At 71.8% G+C, this 14,503-nt stretch carries 14 protein-coding genes; 4 read left to right on the forward strand and 10 right to left on the reverse strand.

Annotated features, from left to right (window positions below; translation table 11 throughout):
* Window positions 1-107: 107 nt before the first annotated feature.
* Window positions 108-1,478: a glycosyltransferase family 2 protein gene (locus tag QZ607_RS10225; protein WP_295882572.1), complete on the forward strand. Its 1,371-nt coding sequence runs from the start codon at window positions 108-110 to the stop codon at window positions 1,476-1,478.
* A 51-nt stretch (window positions 1,479-1,529) separates the two neighbouring features.
* Here the strand turns inward: QZ607_RS10225 and QZ607_RS10230 are convergent, their stop codons facing one another.
* From QZ607_RS10230 to QZ607_RS10270, 9 genes are all read right to left on the reverse strand, one after another.
* Window positions 1,530-3,062 carry a hypothetical protein gene (locus QZ607_RS10230; RefSeq protein ID WP_295882440.1) on the reverse strand — a complete coding sequence of 511 codons (1,533 nt, stop codon included), beginning with the start codon at window positions 3,060-3,062 and terminating at the stop codon, window positions 1,530-1,532.
* A gap of 335 nt (window positions 3,063-3,397) precedes the next feature.
* Entirely contained in the window at window positions 3,398-4,966 is a 1,569-nt protein-coding gene (locus tag QZ607_RS10235; RefSeq protein WP_295882442.1) for a tetratricopeptide repeat protein, read from the reverse strand.
* Complete coding sequence (locus tag QZ607_RS10240; protein WP_295882443.1) at window positions 4,963-6,036, reverse strand: VWA domain-containing protein; 1,074 nt, start codon at window positions 6,034-6,036, stop codon at window positions 4,963-4,965. The genes QZ607_RS10235 and QZ607_RS10240 overlap by 4 nt, the downstream gene beginning before the upstream one ends.
* 57 nt (window positions 6,037-6,093) lie before the next feature.
* Window positions 6,094-7,140 carry a VWA domain-containing protein gene (locus tag QZ607_RS10245; RefSeq protein WP_295882574.1) on the reverse strand — a complete coding sequence of 349 codons (1,047 nt, stop codon included), beginning with the start codon at window positions 7,138-7,140 and terminating at the stop codon, window positions 6,094-6,096.
* Between the two features lie 25 nt (window positions 7,141-7,165).
* On the reverse strand, window positions 7,166-7,786 hold the full coding sequence (locus QZ607_RS10250; protein WP_295882444.1) for a DUF4381 domain-containing protein: 621 nt from the start codon (window positions 7,784-7,786) through the stop codon (window positions 7,166-7,168).
* Window positions 7,787-7,892: 106 nt separating this feature from the next.
* Window positions 7,893-8,810, reverse strand: a complete 918-nt coding sequence (locus QZ607_RS10255) for a DUF58 domain-containing protein (RefSeq protein ID WP_295882445.1) — start codon at window positions 8,808-8,810, stop codon at window positions 7,893-7,895.
* Between the two features lie 43 nt (window positions 8,811-8,853).
* On the reverse strand, window positions 8,854-9,810 hold the full coding sequence (locus tag QZ607_RS10260) for an AAA family ATPase (protein WP_295882446.1): 957 nt from the start codon (window positions 9,808-9,810) through the stop codon (window positions 8,854-8,856).
* 348 nt (window positions 9,811-10,158) lie between these two features.
* On the reverse strand, window positions 10,159-10,374 hold the full coding sequence (locus QZ607_RS10265) for a thiosulfate oxidation carrier complex protein SoxZ (RefSeq protein WP_295882448.1): 216 nt from the start codon (window positions 10,372-10,374) through the stop codon (window positions 10,159-10,161).
* Window positions 10,375-10,452: 78 nt separating this feature from the next.
* Window positions 10,453-10,788 carry a hypothetical protein gene (locus QZ607_RS10270; protein ID WP_295882450.1) on the reverse strand — a complete coding sequence of 112 codons (336 nt, stop codon included), beginning with the start codon at window positions 10,786-10,788 and terminating at the stop codon, window positions 10,453-10,455.
* 381 nt (window positions 10,789-11,169) lie between these two features.
* On the opposite strand from QZ607_RS10270, the gene QZ607_RS10275 reads away from it, so the two are divergent.
* Window positions 11,170-12,255 carry a nitroreductase gene (locus tag QZ607_RS10275; protein ID WP_295882451.1) on the forward strand — a complete coding sequence of 362 codons (1,086 nt, stop codon included), beginning with the start codon at window positions 11,170-11,172 and terminating at the stop codon, window positions 12,253-12,255.
* Window positions 12,256-12,285: 30 nt separating this feature from the next.
* Here the strand turns inward: QZ607_RS10275 and QZ607_RS10280 are convergent, their stop codons facing one another.
* Window positions 12,286-13,521, reverse strand: a complete 1,236-nt coding sequence (locus tag QZ607_RS10280) for a DUF1570 domain-containing protein (RefSeq protein ID WP_295882452.1) — start codon at window positions 13,519-13,521, stop codon at window positions 12,286-12,288.
* 197 nt (window positions 13,522-13,718) lie between these two features.
* On the opposite strand from QZ607_RS10280, the gene QZ607_RS10285 reads away from it, so the two are divergent.
* Together QZ607_RS10285 and QZ607_RS10290 are read left to right on the forward strand one after the other, a co-directional pair.
* Entirely contained in the window at window positions 13,719-13,994 is a 276-nt protein-coding gene (locus QZ607_RS10285; protein ID WP_295882453.1) for a hypothetical protein, read from the forward strand.
* Window positions 13,995-14,097: 103 nt separating this feature from the next.
* Window positions 14,098-14,382, forward strand: a complete 285-nt coding sequence (locus QZ607_RS10290; protein WP_295882454.1) for a hypothetical protein — start codon at window positions 14,098-14,100, stop codon at window positions 14,380-14,382.
* Window positions 14,383-14,503 lie beyond the last annotated feature (121 nt).

Consider the following 14,503-nt stretch of genomic DNA (forward strand, 5'->3'; position numbering starts at 1 on the left):
CGTTCATGGGCACCTCCTTGTGCCGGGATTTCAGCAAGTTAGGCTGCGTTCAGCAACTCTGAACTGCTCTATGTAGGATCACGGCTCTGGACTGGCCACGGGAGCGGCTGGTGATTCAGGTACTGGACGACAGCACGGACGGCTCGCTGGCAATGAGCCGACATGCCGTGGCCGGGCTGCGGCTGCGGGGCTGGCGGGTGTCGCTGCATCACCGCGTGCACCGCAGCGGCTTCAAGGCCGGGGCGCTGGCCACCGGGCTCCGCGTCTGTCAGGCGCCCTTTGTTGCCGTATTCGACGCCGATTTCAGGCCGAGCTCTGATTTTCTGCGCCGCACCCTCGGCGTCCTGCTGGCGGACCCGGGCTTGGGTCATGTGCAGGCCAGATGGCTGCATGCCAATCGCAGTGCGTCTGTGTTGACGCGTGCACAGGCGCGGCTGCTGGACGGCCATTTCGGTATCGAGCAGGCGGTCCGGCACCGTCTGGGCCTGCCGGTGCCCTTCAACGGCACCTGCGGGGTCTGGCGGCGTGCCGCCATCGACGCTGCCGGCGGCTGGTCCGGAGACACCCTGACCGAAGACCTGGACCTGAGCCTGCGCGCCCGGCTGGCGGGCTGGGACTCCGCCTATCTTGAGGACCTGGGTGTACCGGGGGAGCTGCCCGCGTCCGCCCGCGCCTGGCGGGCGCAGCAGTTCCGCTGGACCAAGGGCTTCGTGCAATGCCTGGTAAAGCTCGCGCCACGGGTGTGGGCGGCCCCCATGGCCGTGGGGCACAAGGCCTTCATCAGCCTGCAGCTCGCCCAGCCCCTGAGCTTCCTCGTCGGCACCCTGTGCCTGGCGGCGGCCCTGCCCTTCATCGCAGGCGCCGTCGCCCCGAGTCCCGTGCTCATGGGGGTGGCGCTCGTCACCACCAGCGTCGGCCTGCTGGGCCCGCTGGCCCTGCTGGTTGCCGGCGGCCGGTTCGGGCAGGCGCAGCCGGCACCGCTGCCCGTGCTCGCGCGGGAAGCCGTTCTGGCCCTGATGCTGAGCAGCGGACTCCTGCTGTCCAACGCCCGGGCGGCGTTGGAAGCCCTGCTTGGCATCCCGAGCGCCTTCGTGCGCACGCCGAAAAGCGCTGCGCGACCCGTACGCTCCGGCTGGGCGGCGCGCGTGCTGAGCGGGTTGCCGGAGCTCGTCGCGGGCGTGGGATTGCTGGTGTTCGTGCTGACCCGGCAGCCGCTGGCGCTGCCGCCGCTCGGACTCGCCATCGGCGGACTCCTCTGCGTCGGTCTGCTGCTGCGCCGCAGCGATGGCGCCGGCGTGCCCGCGCCCGCGCAGGCGGCGGCAGACGCCACCACTGCCTTGGATACCGTGGGGGCCTTCCCGGCCGAGGTGGTGTCCCTGCCGGCGCAGGCGGGCGCTCCGCCACAGGAGCCCAAGCCGTGGGCAGCGCACGCCGACCCGGCACCGGCGGGGCTGTTGCGGCGCGACTCGCGCCGGTAGCGAGCCTGCGGGCGGCTTGTCGGGACCCCGCCCGCGCGCTGGTGTGCGCGGTCAGCCGGCGGGCCGGGGGTTCAGTACCGGCAGCCGGGCACGGCGGACATGCCCCGGCAGGAGACTGCGCAGGGCGCCCGTGCCGGGTCTGAGTGCCCGGCGGAGCTCGCGCTTCCAGCGGGGAAAGTCGGCCATGTTGCCCTGGTTGTAGAGGGCGCTGTCGAGCTGCTGCATTAGTGCCTGTACCCGCGCGCGGTCCGCCCCCGGGCGCAGCGTCGTGATGCGGTCCGCCATGCGCGGCAGGGGCTCCCGGGCATGAACGGCGAGCCGTCGGCAGGCTTGCTGCTGGAACGCCTGGCACCAGGCCGCCGGGTCCGGGGCGTCGTCCGCCGCCCGGGCACACTGATACACCCGCGTGCTCAAGGGGGCGAGGCGGCCGGCTGCCGCGCCCAGTCGGCGCAGCATGGGGCCCGGGTGCAGCACGCGGCCGACGGCGGCGAGCCCACGGCCCGCCTGCCGCAAGCCGCCTGCGCTCAGGCGCTTCACCTGGGGCCAGAGGGCGCCGCGCTGCCCCGGTGGCACGCGTGCGTGCAGCCACACACCGCCCCAGTAGCCGATGAGCAGCAGCGCGAGGCCCGCCACCGGCAGCCAGTATTTGTACCAGTCCGCTGCGGCCTGATTGTCGGTCGAGCGCGCGAAGCCGAAGGGCCCGGGCTCACCGGCGACGTCGTAGACGCGGATGGGCACCGAGGAGGCCTCGCGGCTCGCCGTTTCCACGTTCCACCAGGCGAGCCTCAGCTCCGGCAGCTGCAGGCGACCGCCGGTCTGGGGCACCAGGGTGTAGACCTCGATGCGCTTACCCACCAGCGCTCGGTCGTTGTCGGTGAGCCGGGTGTCGGTGACCGTGCGCTCGCGGTAGACCCGAAACGCCTCGGCGCGCAGCATGGGCTCCATGGACGGCAGCTGGTCGCCCACCGCGCCCTCCGCCTCAAGCTCCACCGTGAGCGTCGCCGGCCGGCCCCGGGCCATGGCATCGGCGTCCGTCAGCTCGGCCTCGATGCGCAGGGTCCGCACCGGCAGCCAGGGCCGCACCGATGGCATGGGGGGGCGCACATCGAGTGCGATGGGCCGGCGCGCCACCGCCTCGAAGGGCACCCCGCCGGCCAGGGTCCCGCTCACCTTGAGGGGGCCGACCTCCAGCGGGCCCGCGCGCAGGGGCGTCATGGCCAGCACGTATTCGTTGACGATCTCCTGGCTGCCGGCACCGCCCCGGGTGCTGGTGGTGGGGCCCGCCAGCTGCTCCAGCAGCACATCCTCGACGCCGGCGAGCTCCGGCGACGCGGTGGCCAGGTTGCCGGCACTCACCACCCGCAGGCGCACCAGCACGTTCTGCTGCACATAGGGGTCGCGCTCCGCCACCAGGACCTCGAGCTGCGGGCGCAGGGCGCCGGTGCCGCCGCGTGGGTCGTACCAGCCACCTGCGGGACGCTGTGCCGGCTGGTACGGACCTGCCTGGTAGGACCCGGGGGCGGAGCGCTGCTGCGCGGGTGGCTGGCCGAAGGGCTGGCCCGGCGGCGGCTGCTGGAAGGGCATCCCCGGCGGCGCCTGCCGCCCCTGGCCGGGCGCTGCGCCCGGCTGTACCCCGGGACGAAAGCCGGGCCACATCGGCTGGCCATAAGCGGGGGCTGCGCCCGCAGGCGCTGCCTCGCCCGCGGATTGCGGGGGCGGCGGCGGCGCGGGCTGCGGCGGTATGCCACGGGCATTCCCCGGCTCAACGGGCCGGAACTGCCAGGTCTGGTAGGGCGGCTGGGCGGTTGCCGTGGCCGCTGCGGCCAACAGCAGGACGCCAAGCAGCAGCCGAGCCCGGCGTCCCACGGACGCGCCCCGCAGCCCGCGGCCCGGGGCCCTGGACCCTGGTCCCTGCACCCTTACCATGGCCGGCTCTCCTGCACCCGGCCGCCGCTCTCGCGCATGCGCCGGACATCCTCCAGCATGAACTGGTTGCGCAGCAGCATGGAGGGGTCGCCTTCAACCTGCTCCAGGCGCTGCTCGATGATGAGCATGCCGGGGCCGAGTACCTGCTCGCCGCCGAGGGCGGGGGCCTCGCTCATGCCCGCCTCGGGGCCGAGGCCCGCCCAGGGCTGATCGCCCAGCTGGTCGAAGCGCTCGACGGCATCGCGGTCGCCGGCGAGATCGTCCATGTCCGGTGGGGACTGGTCGGGCGGTACGCCCTCGCCGCGGCGGGCGCGCTCGGGGCTGGTGTCATCGGTGCCCGTGCCGGGCGCCTCGCTGTCCGGGCGGACCTCGTCGCCCGGGCGCTGTGCCGCTTCGGGTGTCTCCGGCGTCTCGCTGCCGCCCGTCTCGTCCCCGGTTTCATCGTTGGGCTGGGGCGGCTCGTCGTCGCCGCCGGCGGGCATCAGGCTGTCTGCGTCCTCGCCCGCGGCGCGGCCGGGCTCCTCGCCGCCCTCGACGCCGCCGCGCTCGGCCTCGCCCTCGGTCTGCGCCTCATCCATGGCGCCATCGGCGTCTTCGCGCTGCTCCTGCTCGCCGCCTGCGGCGTCCTGCTCGTCTTCCTCGTCGCCGCCTTCCTCTGGGGTCTCGTCGCGTGGGCCTGCTTCACGGCCGGTGTCTTCGTCGCCGCCGGTCTCGCCCGCGGCCTCCTCGCCCGCCTCGCCGCGCTGCGCGTCGCTGTCCGCGCCCGCGCTGCCGGCCGCGTCCTGCTGCTCGCCGCCGCCGGACTCGCTCTCCGCCTGCTGTTGGCCGGTCTGCTGCTGGTCCTCTTGCTCGCCGCCCGCCTGCTGCTGCTCCTGCTGCTCGTCGCCTTGTTGCGACGCCTGCTGCTGTTGCTCGCCCTGCTGGTCCTCTTGCTGCTGCTCGCCCTGTTCCTGCTCGGACGCCTGCTGTTCCTCTTGCTGCTGCTCGGACTGCTGCTGCTCGGACGCCCGTTGCTCCTGTTGCTGCTGCTCGGACTGCTGTTGCTGCTGGTCCTGCTGCGGTGGCTGATCAGTCTCGTCGGGGGTCTCTTCGCGAGTCTCTTCCGATGTCTCGGGCTGCGGGGCCTCTGGCTCTTCCTGCTCGGACTCCTCCTGGAAGGCCTGCTGCTCCAGCTTCGCCAGCTGGGAGCGCGCCAGGGTCAGGTTGTAGTGGGCGTCGGCATGGCCGGGCGCTTCGGCCAGGACCTGCTCGTAGGCGTCGATGGCGCCGGTGTAGTCGCCCTGCTTGAAGCGGGCGTTGCCCAGGTTGTAGCGCGCCGTGATACGCACCGCCTCGCGCTCCACGTCGCTGAAGGCCACCTCGGCGGCACGATACTGGCCGGCGCGGTAGAGGGCGACGCCGCGACGGTAGGCATCATCGAAGCCGGCGGCTGCCGCGTCGAAGTCGCCGGCTTCGAACCGCTCCATGGCGCTCTGCTCGGCGTTGCGGAACATGCCGGCCTGGCCGACGCCGGCGCCGAGCACCGCCGCCACCAGCAGCAGGACGGCGAGGCGGGCGCTCATGCCGTCTCCTCGGCAGGCCGCGCCGCCGCGGCGGCGGCCGGTTGCGGGCCGGCCTGCCGGTGGCGGCGGGCGCGGCCCTTGAAGCGCGGCAACAGCAGCGCGAGCAGCAGCAGCACGGGCAGGTAGTAGCGCTCGTGCCAGATGCGGGTGCGCTCGTCGGTGGCCTGTGGCGGCAGCTTGCTGCGGGCGGCGGCCTTCAGGATGTCCGCGGTGTCCTCGTCGCGGTAGTCGGCGTGGCGATAGAGGCCGCCGCCGGCGGCGGCGAGGGCGCGCAGCTGCTCGGCATCCAGGGCGGAGCGCACCGGGGCGCCGTCCGGCCCCACCAGTGGCGCGCCGCGGGGGCCCGGCACGTCGCCGCCGGCGCCGCTGCCGATGCCGAGCACATGCACGACCATGCCGGCCTCGGCGAGCTGTGTCACCCGCTCGGCAAGGTCGGGCTCGTCGAAGTCGCCGTCACTGATGAGGAGCAGCGAGCGGGCGCTGTCGGCGGGCAGGGCATCGAGCAGGATCTCCGCCCGGTCCAGGGCCGCGTGCAGCCGGCTGCCCTGGAGGCGCGCCAGGTCCGTGGCCAGTGCCGGCAGGGCCAGCAGGATGGTGCGGCTGTCCTCGGTGACCGGCGCCACCACGTGCGGCGACGATGCGAAGGCGATGAGCCCGAGCCGCAGGCGCCGGTTCTGCATGATCAGGTCCTGGATCTCCTGCCGGGCGCGGCCGAGGCGGCTCGGGGCCACGTCCGCAGTCTCCATGGAGCGGGAAACGTCCAGCAGGATCAGCAGATTGTCGCCCGGCTGGAAGAGGCGGACGTCGGTGTAGTCCCAGCGTGGGCCGGCCATGGCAGTAAGCAGCAGCAGCCACAGGCCCGACCACGCGAAGAAGCGCCCCCAGCGCTCCGTGCCCGCGAGCGCCCGGGTGCCCGTCAGGTGCGGCAGCAGGTCCGGGTCCGCATAGCGATGCACCGGTGCCTTCGCGGCCCGTGCGGCGCTGCGCCAGAGCCACCAGGCGACGGGCGGCAGCGCCAGCAGGCCCCAGAACCAGGCGGGCTCGGCGAAATGGAAGCCGGTTTCGTTCATGGTGATCCTGTCAGCGGGCGCACTGTGCCGAACTGACGCCGTCATTGCACCGGCGCATCAGCTGCTGGCCTGGCGCACGATGAAGCGCCGCCGGCCCTCCGGGAACAGCCCGAGCGCAAGCAGCGCCGCCAGCGACAGCCCCAGCGGCCAGCGATACAGCGGCTCCGGCAGGTAGGCGGTGCGGGTCTCGGTCTCGGTCTTCTCCAGCTCGGCGATGCGGCGGCTGATCTCCTCCAGGGCGCGGGTGTCGGTGGCGCGGAAATAGGCGCCGCCGGTGATCTCGGCGAGGCGCCGCAGGGTGTCCTCGTCCATGGTGAGGTCGTCCCAATACTCGATCTTGCCCTCGTGCAGGATGGGGATACGCTCCTGATTGCTGCCGACGCCGATGACATAGATGCGCACGCCGGCCATGCGCGCGAGCTGGGCCGAGTCCAGCGGCTGGAAGCTGCCGGCGGTGTTGTCGCCGTCGGCGATGAGGATCATGACCCGCGAGCCCGGCGGGCGGTCCCGGAGCTTCTTCACCCCCAGCGCCACGGCATCGCCGAGCGCCGTGCTGCCGCCGGCGATGCTCGGCACCACGCGCTCCAGCAGCATGTGCACCGCGGCGCGGTCGATGGTGAGCGGAGAGAGCACGTAGGCGCCGCTGCCGAAGATGATGAGCCCGATGCGGTCCCCGGCGCGGGCATCGATGAAGCGGCCCATGACGCCCTTCACCACCTGCATCCGGCTCACCTGCCGGCCCTCCACGGTGAAGTCCAGCGCGTCCATGGAGTGCGAAGCGTCGACGGCCAGCATCAGGTCGTAGCCGGGGGCGGAGACCTCGGTGTGGGGCACCAGCCACTGCGGGCGCATCAGCGCCAGCACCAGCCCGGCCCAGAGCAGATAGAGCAGGAGACGGTACAGCCAGCCCGCCAGCTGCCGGCGCGGCCGCCGCGCCTGGTAGGCCGCCTTGAGCTGATCGACATGGGGGTGCAGCAGGGTGATGCGCTCGCCCTGCAGGGTCTCCTCCTGCGGCGCTGTGTCCTCGTGCTCGCGCCACAGGAAGGGCAGCAGCAGCGGCAGGGGCAGCAGCAGCGCCAGCCAGGGCCATTGGAACTCGAACAGGGTCATGGGTTGCCGAGGCCTCGCGTCAGGCCGTCTCCCGTGCCGTGGCGGTCGCCGGGCGCCGGCGCCGCAGCCGCTGGCGGACGCTTTGCAGCGGCCGGCCCAGCCAGCCCGGCAGGCGGCGCTGGCGCCGGCGCCGCGCGGGCTTGGGGTCCGGCGCGGCGACCCATTCCATGGCCGCATCCAGCAGCCGGCGGATGGCCTCGCGCTGGGCATTGGCGGCGCCCGGCTGGGCGTAGGCGGCGGTCAGCAGCGCTGCGCCGTCGTGGCGCCAGTCGAAGCCCTTTGGGTCATTGTCGGTGAGCCAGCCGAGCCAGGCATCGCCATGGAGTCCGGCACAGGCGGCACGGCCGTGGCGGGCCATGGCGATGCGCCGCAGCAGCTCGGACAGCTCCGCGGCGATGGGCTTCACCGGCTCGCGCGCCAGGCGCCCGCGCAGCGACCGCAGCCCCTGCGCCGCCTCCCAGCGCCAGGTGCCGAGCGTGATCACCGGCAGCGGCACATAGAGCCGCCAGCGCGGGTCGTAGCGCCACAAGGCTAGCCCCAGCAGGACCAGAGCGCCGGCGAGGAGCCACCAGCCCGGCGCCGGCGGCCACCAGAGGTGGCCCATCTGCACGTGGATGTCGCGGAGTTGGGTGGGGTCCATGGTTTTGATGAGGAGCGAGGAGCGAGGAGCGAGGATCGAGGAGCGAGGGGGCGGCGGCTGCGATGGGCTTTCTCGATAGTCGCTCCTCCAAACTCGCCACCTCGCGTCAGACGCTTCGCGCGCGGGCACGTTGCTCCAGACTGTGAATCAGGCTCAGGTGAATGTCCGCATCGGTGCGGATGGGCATGAGGATGACATTGAGGCGGTTGGCGATGGCCTTGAGCGTGTCGCGCCGCTGCTGCCAGGCGGTCTGGTAGGCACGCGCGGCGTCGGCGTCGTCGGTGTCGATCTCCACCAGGGTGCCGTCGGTGGCGGTGAAGGTGACGCTGCCCATGGCCGGGATCTGCCAGTCCGCCGGGTCGTCCACCGGCAGCAGCACCACGGAGCTGCGCTGCACCAGGTTGCCGAGCACGCCTTCCAGGTCCCGCGCCTCGCGGTTCAGGTCGGCGATGACGAACACCAGAGAGCCCGTGGGCAGACCGCGGCTGGTGCGGCGCAGCGCACCTGGCAGGGCGTCCACGGACGCGCTGCGCTCCGCTGCCGGTTGGGTGAGGGTGCGCAGCAGCTGCCAGAGCGCGCGGCGGCCGCGGGCGGGGCGAAAGTGCTGGAGTCCCGCCACGGGGTCGCCGAAGGCGATGCCGCCGACGCGGTCGTTGAGCCGGCTCGCGGCCCAGCCGATGAGCGCCGCGGCGCGCGCCGCCTGCACGGACTTGAAAGTGCCGCGGGTGCCGAAGCCCATGTGCGGGCCGCGGTCCACGCAAAGCACGACACTGCGCTCGCGCTCCTCGCGGAACACCTTGAGGTGCGGCTCGTTGAAGCGCGCGGTGACCTTCCAGTCCATGTGGCGGATGTCGTCGCCCTCGCGGTATTCGCGCACCTCCTCGAAATTGATACCGGCCCCCCGGAACACCGAGGCGTACAGCCCCGCGAAGGTGGAGTTCACCAGGTGGTGCGAGGACACGCCCAGGGTGTGGGCCTGGTGGCGGAGCTCCAGCAGGTCGTCGAGGCGGGGGTACAGGCTCATTCGGTGCTCAAGTTCCGGCTGCCGGCGCCGAAGCATCGCCGCATCATGGGATTGCGACGAGGTTCAGCAACCGATTCACGAACTCGTCCGTGGTGATGCCCTCGGCTTCGGCCTCGAAGGTGAGCAGCAGGCGGTGGCGCAGGATCTCGGGCGCCACCATCTGGATGTGGTGCGGGGCGACGAACTCGTCACCGTCGAGCCAGGCGCGGGCACGGGCACAGCGGGCCAGTGCGATACTGGCCCGCGGCGAGGCGCCGAAGCGGCACCAACGGGCCAGGTCGGCGTCGTAGAGCTTCGGATGGCGGGTGGCCTGCACCAGGTCGACGATGTAGCTGTGCAGCTTCGGGTCCAGGTACAGCTCGGCCACGTCCCGGCGCATCTGAAACAGCTGCTCCTGGCTCAGCGGCGCCGCGGGCTCGGGCGCCGGTGCCGTCTGCTGGCGGCTGTCCAGCGCCAGGATCTCGAGCTCCTCCTCGCGCGTGGGATAGGTCACCACCGCCTGCATCAGAAAGCGGTCCAGCTGCGCCTCCGGCAGGTGGTAGGTGCCCTCCTGCTCCACCGGGTTTTGGGTGGCGAGCACCATGAAGAGCTTGGGCAGCGGATAGGTGCGCTGGCCGACGGTGATCTGGTGCTCGGCCATGGCCTCCAGCAGCGCCGACTGCACCTTGGCGGGCGCGCGGTTCACCTCGTCCGCCAGCAGCACGTTGTGAAAGAGCGGGCCCGGGCGGAACTCGAACTCGCCCTGCTCGTGGCGGTAGATATCGGTGCCGATGAGGTCCGACGGCAGCAGGTCCGGCGTGAACTGGATGCGGTGGAAGTCGCCCTCGATGGCCTCGGCCAGCGCCTTCACCGCCGTGGTCTTGGCGAGCCCGGGCATGCCCTCCACCAGCAGGTGGCCGTCGCTCAGCAGGCATACGAGCATGCTGTCGATGAATTGATGCTGGCCGATGATGCGTGCCGCGATGTGCTCGCGCACAGGGTTCAGGTCTGCCGGGGTCATGCTGGATACTGCTCGCTGGTTCTGGTTTGGGTCTGCAAATAATGAGCATTCCCAAGACCGCTAATGCTGCGGCTTTTGGCGGATCGGCGCAAGCCGATTGCGGCTTATGCCATGTGGCATAAGGGTTTCGCCAATATTTGAATATGCTGATGCGCCCGCGCCGGCCGGGGAGCCGCTCGATTCGGCGCTCGGGTGGGTCCCGGGCCTGCGGGCAGGCGCGGGGCGGGGTCGCCGGGCGTGCGATCCCATGACACCGGCAGGGAGGGGCTCGGGCCGGACGCCGGGCGTGTGGGGCGGATGCTGCCGCCCCATCGGCGCCGGCGCGGGTTGGGAAGCGCCGGTGCGGGCTCAGACGACGGTGGTGCTGAGCTCGCCGGTGTCGCCGCGGTTGTCGTGCCAGCGCAGGGTCACCCGGTCGCCGGCGGCGCCTGACGCAATTTGGAAGGCGACATAGGGGTTCGCGGAGACGCCCCAGCCCCAGTCCATGCCGAGCACCGGCGCGCCGTTGTGCTCGCACACAGGGCCTGGATGTAGTGGCGCGGAATCGGCTCGTCGTCGTTGCATGATGTGCTGGTCTCCTGTGTCAGGGGGGCTGCCCCGCTGCGTCTGCCCCGTTGCGTCGGGGCAGCAACGGAGCGGGCTTCAGCAGCCGTCGTCCTCGTACTCCACCGCGCCGGTGTCGGCATCGCGCTTGACCTCCCCGCTCTCGTCGGTCTTGCGGGTGCGGATGAACATCATGTTGTCCACGCGCTCGAACTCTTCGTTCAGCGCGCGCTGCACGTCCATGTCCGTGAGCCCGTCATAGATGTAGATCCGCCCATCGGCCTCCGCGGCGAGCTCGGCTTCGGTGGGCGCGAACAGCCGCCGCAGCTCGATCTCGGACACATCGGCGGCAGCGGCGGTGCCGATGCAGGTACACAGCCCCATCAGGGCGGCGGACAGGCACAGTTGCGGCTTCGTCGGTATAGGATGGTTCATCGCACGTTCCTCTCGGGCAGGCACTACGGGTGCTCCGGACGACGTGTCCGAGCTCGGGCTGCTGTCCTTCAGGCTCATCGGGTCGGTTTCGTCTGCGTCCTGCTCGGGCCAGCGACCTGATTACAGCGTAGCCGCATGCCCGAGTGGATTACTGCGCCTTTCTGACGCTCAGCCTGTCAGAAACGACCGCTGGATGCCGTCAGATTCGGACTTTGGGGGAGTGACCGATGCTCTGGAGCGGTGCTCCCCGAAGGCGCCGTCCGCAGCGGTTGCACGTGGCTGGGGGCTGGACCGGGCTCGGCCAAAGATCGCACACTGCCGGGGCGGGCGACGGCGCCGGCAACGCCATGACAGGGGCATCACCGGACAACGGAGGGCAGCATGGACAATGCGAGTGCCTACGCGGTTGCCGCGGCCGCGCAGCGGCGGCCGGCGCTGGAGCTTGTGGGGGGCGCCCTCGACCTGCATGAGCTGGTGCGCCTCGCCACCCTTGCCGCATCCAGCCACAACACCCAGCCCTGGCTGTTCCGGCTGCGCACGCAGGCCATCGAGGTGCTGCCGGACTTCCGCCGTCGCTGCCCCGCGGTGGACCCGGACGATGCGCACCTGTGGCGGAGCCTCGGCTGCGCGGCAGAGAACCTCGTGCATGCCGCCGCCGCGCAGGGGCATGCGGCGAGTGTGCAGCTCGCGCAGCAGCCGCAGGGCCTGCGGGTCGACTTCGAGCCGTCGGCGGCGCTGGGTGCGACAGATCTGTCCGCGGCGCTCGTGCGCCGCCAATGCACGCGGCGGCCCTTCGACGGTCGAGCCATCGCCCGTGAGCACCGGGCGTTGCTGGCGCAGGCGGGTGCGTGCGGCACGGCGCGCACGCTGCTCCTCGACAGCCCGGCGCTGCGGGACACCGTCATCGACTTCGTCCGCGCCGGCGACGTCACCCAGCTGACGGACCCGGCCTTTCGCCGTGAGCTCATCCGCTGGCTGCGCTTCACCGACGCGGAGGCCCTGGAGACAGGCGACGGGCTCGCCAGCACGCCCGCGGGCCAGCCGTCGCTGCCGCGGTGGCTGGCCCGGCCGCTGCTGCGCTTTCTGTTGACCGGGCGTGGCCAGGCGGAGACGGACACCGCGAATATCCGCAGCTCACCGCTGCTCGCTGTCGTCGTGGCGTCGGCGGACAGCCCCGGAGCCTGGGTGGATGCCGGCCGCGCCTATGAGCGTCTGGCCCTGCAGGCGACGGCGCTCGGCATCCGCACCGCCTTCATCAACCAGCCCATCGAGGTGCCGTCGTTGCGCGCATCACTGCATGGGGCGCTTGGCCTGCACGGCGAGACCGCGCAGCTGCTGCTGCGCCTGGGCCATGGGCCGGAGGCGCCCTTCAGCCTGCGGCGACCGCTGGAGGACGTGTTGCTGGACCAGCGGGGGCCTGAGGATCCCGTGTCGCAGACTGTGAGCGCACCGACGCCGCCGGCATGATCGAGCGGTCGCCACCCCCCAACATCGGCGTCAGAAGTGGAGCGGCGCCGCCTCGCCCGCGAGCCAGCGGCGCCAGTCCCGCCGCAGGCCCGGGAGGCCACCGATATAGTCCCGCTCCAGGTAGGCCAGGTGGTCGAAGGGCCGGCAGCGGTGCGCTGCCAGCTGGTTCAGCAGGCCGGTGACGGTGCGCTGGCGGGCGGGCTCCTGCAACAGGAAATGCACCAGGGACCAGGCGTAGGGGTAGGCGAGGTCGTTGCCCCAGCCGTTCCAGTCGGCGCGGTTGCTCGTGAGGAAAGTTTGCAGCGCCGGCAGGCGGTCGGCGCGCTCCAGCCGCCGCAGCCGGGCGATCCTGCGCGCTGGGGCGTCGGCGATGGCGAAGCTCTGCTGGAAGCGCATGCGCTCCACCACCTCGGCGAGGCCCTCGTTCAGCCACAGTGGCGTGCGCCCCAGCCAGTTGCCCAGCGCCAGGTGTGCGATCTCGTGGCGGGCCACGGCGCGGGTGCGGGCATCGCCCATCCAGCGCACCACGGCGAGGTTGTCCTTGTGCGTGTAGAAGCCGCTGGTGGTGTCGAGTCCGGTGGCACTGGCGAGCCGCGCGAAGCGGGGCTGGCCGTGGACGATGCGCAGACGCAGGTGCACCGGCTGCACGCCGCGCAGGCCGAGGTCGTCGGCCAGGAAGTGGAAGACGCCGTCCAGGTCGATCTCCAACTGGTGCTGGAAGCCGAGCGGGGGCGTGAGGCCATCGAAATCGTACTCCGCGGAGAAGCGGCCGACGCCTGTGTCCCCCGCCAGTGCCAGCTTCTGGGTCTCGGCAGCTGCGGGGGCACGGTCGGAGAACACCACCCGGCCGTCCGCATCGACATAGCGGTGCACCTTGGTGGGCGCGCCCGCACGAGTCGGGTTGCGCGCCGTGCCCACGGCACAGGGGTCGCCGCCGTGGCCGATGCTGCCGCGCGTCCCAGCCCGCGGCGACGGGCTTGTGGCCGGGCTTGTGGCCAACTTGGGCGCCGAGGTGGGGGCCGAGCTGGGCGACCCATCCCCACGCTGCCGGATGGCCACATAGCGCTGCACCGGCGGCAGGGGCTCCAGCAGCTCGATCTGGAAACCGGGCCCCACCAGTGTGAGCCCCGTGAGGGCCGCCTGCTCCAGGGAGTCGGCGACACCGAAGGCCACCAGCAGGCGGCGGCGCTGATCGTCGGTGGAGAGCTGCCAGGCGACGATGACCACCAGCAGCACCAGGGCTGTGATCCGCAGCAGGGCCGGCATGGTCGGGTCGCTCCTCGGGTGGCTTGTCGGTGCTCCCGGCCGGATCATCGGCGCCGGGAAGCCGGGCGTCAACGGCTTGTGCTCCAGACTGCGGACGCCGTCAGGGTGTCGGCGCGGCGTCGCCTGCCCGGGGCTTTTGGGGTAGGCTCGCGTGGGTGCACATGACGAAAAAATGACAGCACTGGAGGAGGGCAGGCTTGTACATCAAACGGCACCGAGGGCATACCTATCTCTACCAGGTGGACTACGGGGAAGAGGCGTCCGTGGCACGCATCATCGTGCGCAGCGACACCGCCAGTACCGAGGGACTCTTCCTGGTCAAGCAGGACGGCTCGCTGGAGCCCGCCGATGACCGACCGGGCTTCGGCAGCAACGCCCTGCGCCACGACGGTATGTGGCCGAGCCCGCCCCGGGAGGCAATCCGGGATGCCGTTGTGATTGCCCGTCAGAAGGCGCATACCGCCGACTATTGAGCGCCCGGCGCCTGATCCGCAGCTCGGCCAAGGGTATTCACCCGTTGCGCAGGCCGCAGGCTCGCCGCATGCTGCGCGGCGTCCAACCGCGGAGTCACCGACCATGAACAGCAACAACCCCATGGGCGGCGCCATCGAAGCCGCCGACGACATCCAGGAGACCATCCTCCGGCTCTCCGACGACATCGGCAAGATGGCCGACCGCATCGGCAAGATGGCGGACCGCATCGGCGACATGGCCGACCGCATTCTCGAGACCCAGCGCATCCAGAGCGAGAATCTGCGCGTGTTCCAGGACAACAGCCTGGAGATGGCGCGGGTGCTGAACGAGCAGCTGAAGAGCAATCAGGCGCTGATGGCGAAGGTGGTGGAGAAGCTGGGGGACTGATGGGGCTCGTGCCATCCCTGACCCGATCGGTTGCGATCCAGGTATCCGCAACGCGCATCACCAGGTAGCCCGGCGTGTGCGCTGGCGGGTATCGGCGCACGTCCGCGAAGTCCAGGTCGCG

Origin of the sequence: uncultured Thiohalocapsa sp., from assembly GCF_913063425.1 — a bacterium.
Classification (GTDB): Bacteria; Pseudomonadota; Gammaproteobacteria; order Chromatiales; family Chromatiaceae; genus Thiohalocapsa.

Bases quoted from the DNA above. Each gene is read 5' to 3' on its own strand.
- QZ607_RS10230 (WP_295882440.1), bottom strand. From the start codon at position 3,062: ATGCCCTTCCAGCAGCCGCCGCCGGGCCAGCCCTTCGGCCAGCCACCC.
- QZ607_RS10235 (WP_295882442.1), bottom strand. From the start codon at position 4,966: ATGAGCGCCCGCCTCGCCGTCCTGCTGCTGGTGGCGGCGGTGCTCGGC.
- QZ607_RS10240 (WP_295882443.1), bottom strand. From the start codon at position 6,036: ATGAACGAAACCGGCTTCCATTTCGCCGAGCCCGCCTGGTTCTGGGGC.
- QZ607_RS10250 (WP_295882444.1), bottom strand. From the start codon at position 7,786: ATGGACCCCACCCAACTCCGCGACATCCACGTGCAGATGGGCCACCTC.
- QZ607_RS10255 (WP_295882445.1), bottom strand. From the start codon at position 8,810: ATGAGCCTGTACCCCCGCCTCGACGACCTGCTGGAGCTCCGCCACCAG.
- QZ607_RS10260 (WP_295882446.1), bottom strand. From the start codon at position 9,810: ATGACCCCGGCAGACCTGAACCCTGTGCGCGAGCACATCGCGGCACGC.
- QZ607_RS10265 (WP_295882448.1), bottom strand. From the start codon at position 10,374: ATGCAACGACGACGAGCCGATTCCGCGCCACTACATCCAGGCCCTGTG.
- QZ607_RS10270 (WP_295882450.1), bottom strand. From the start codon at position 10,788: ATGAACCATCCTATACCGACGAAGCCGCAACTGTGCCTGTCCGCCGCC.
- QZ607_RS10275 (WP_295882451.1), top strand. From the start codon at position 11,170: ATGGACAATGCGAGTGCCTACGCGGTTGCCGCGGCCGCGCAGCGGCGG.
- QZ607_RS10280 (WP_295882452.1), bottom strand. From the start codon at position 13,521: ATGCCGGCCCTGCTGCGGATCACAGCCCTGGTGCTGCTGGTGGTCATC.
- QZ607_RS10290 (WP_295882454.1), top strand. From the start codon at position 14,098: ATGAACAGCAACAACCCCATGGGCGGCGCCATCGAAGCCGCCGACGAC.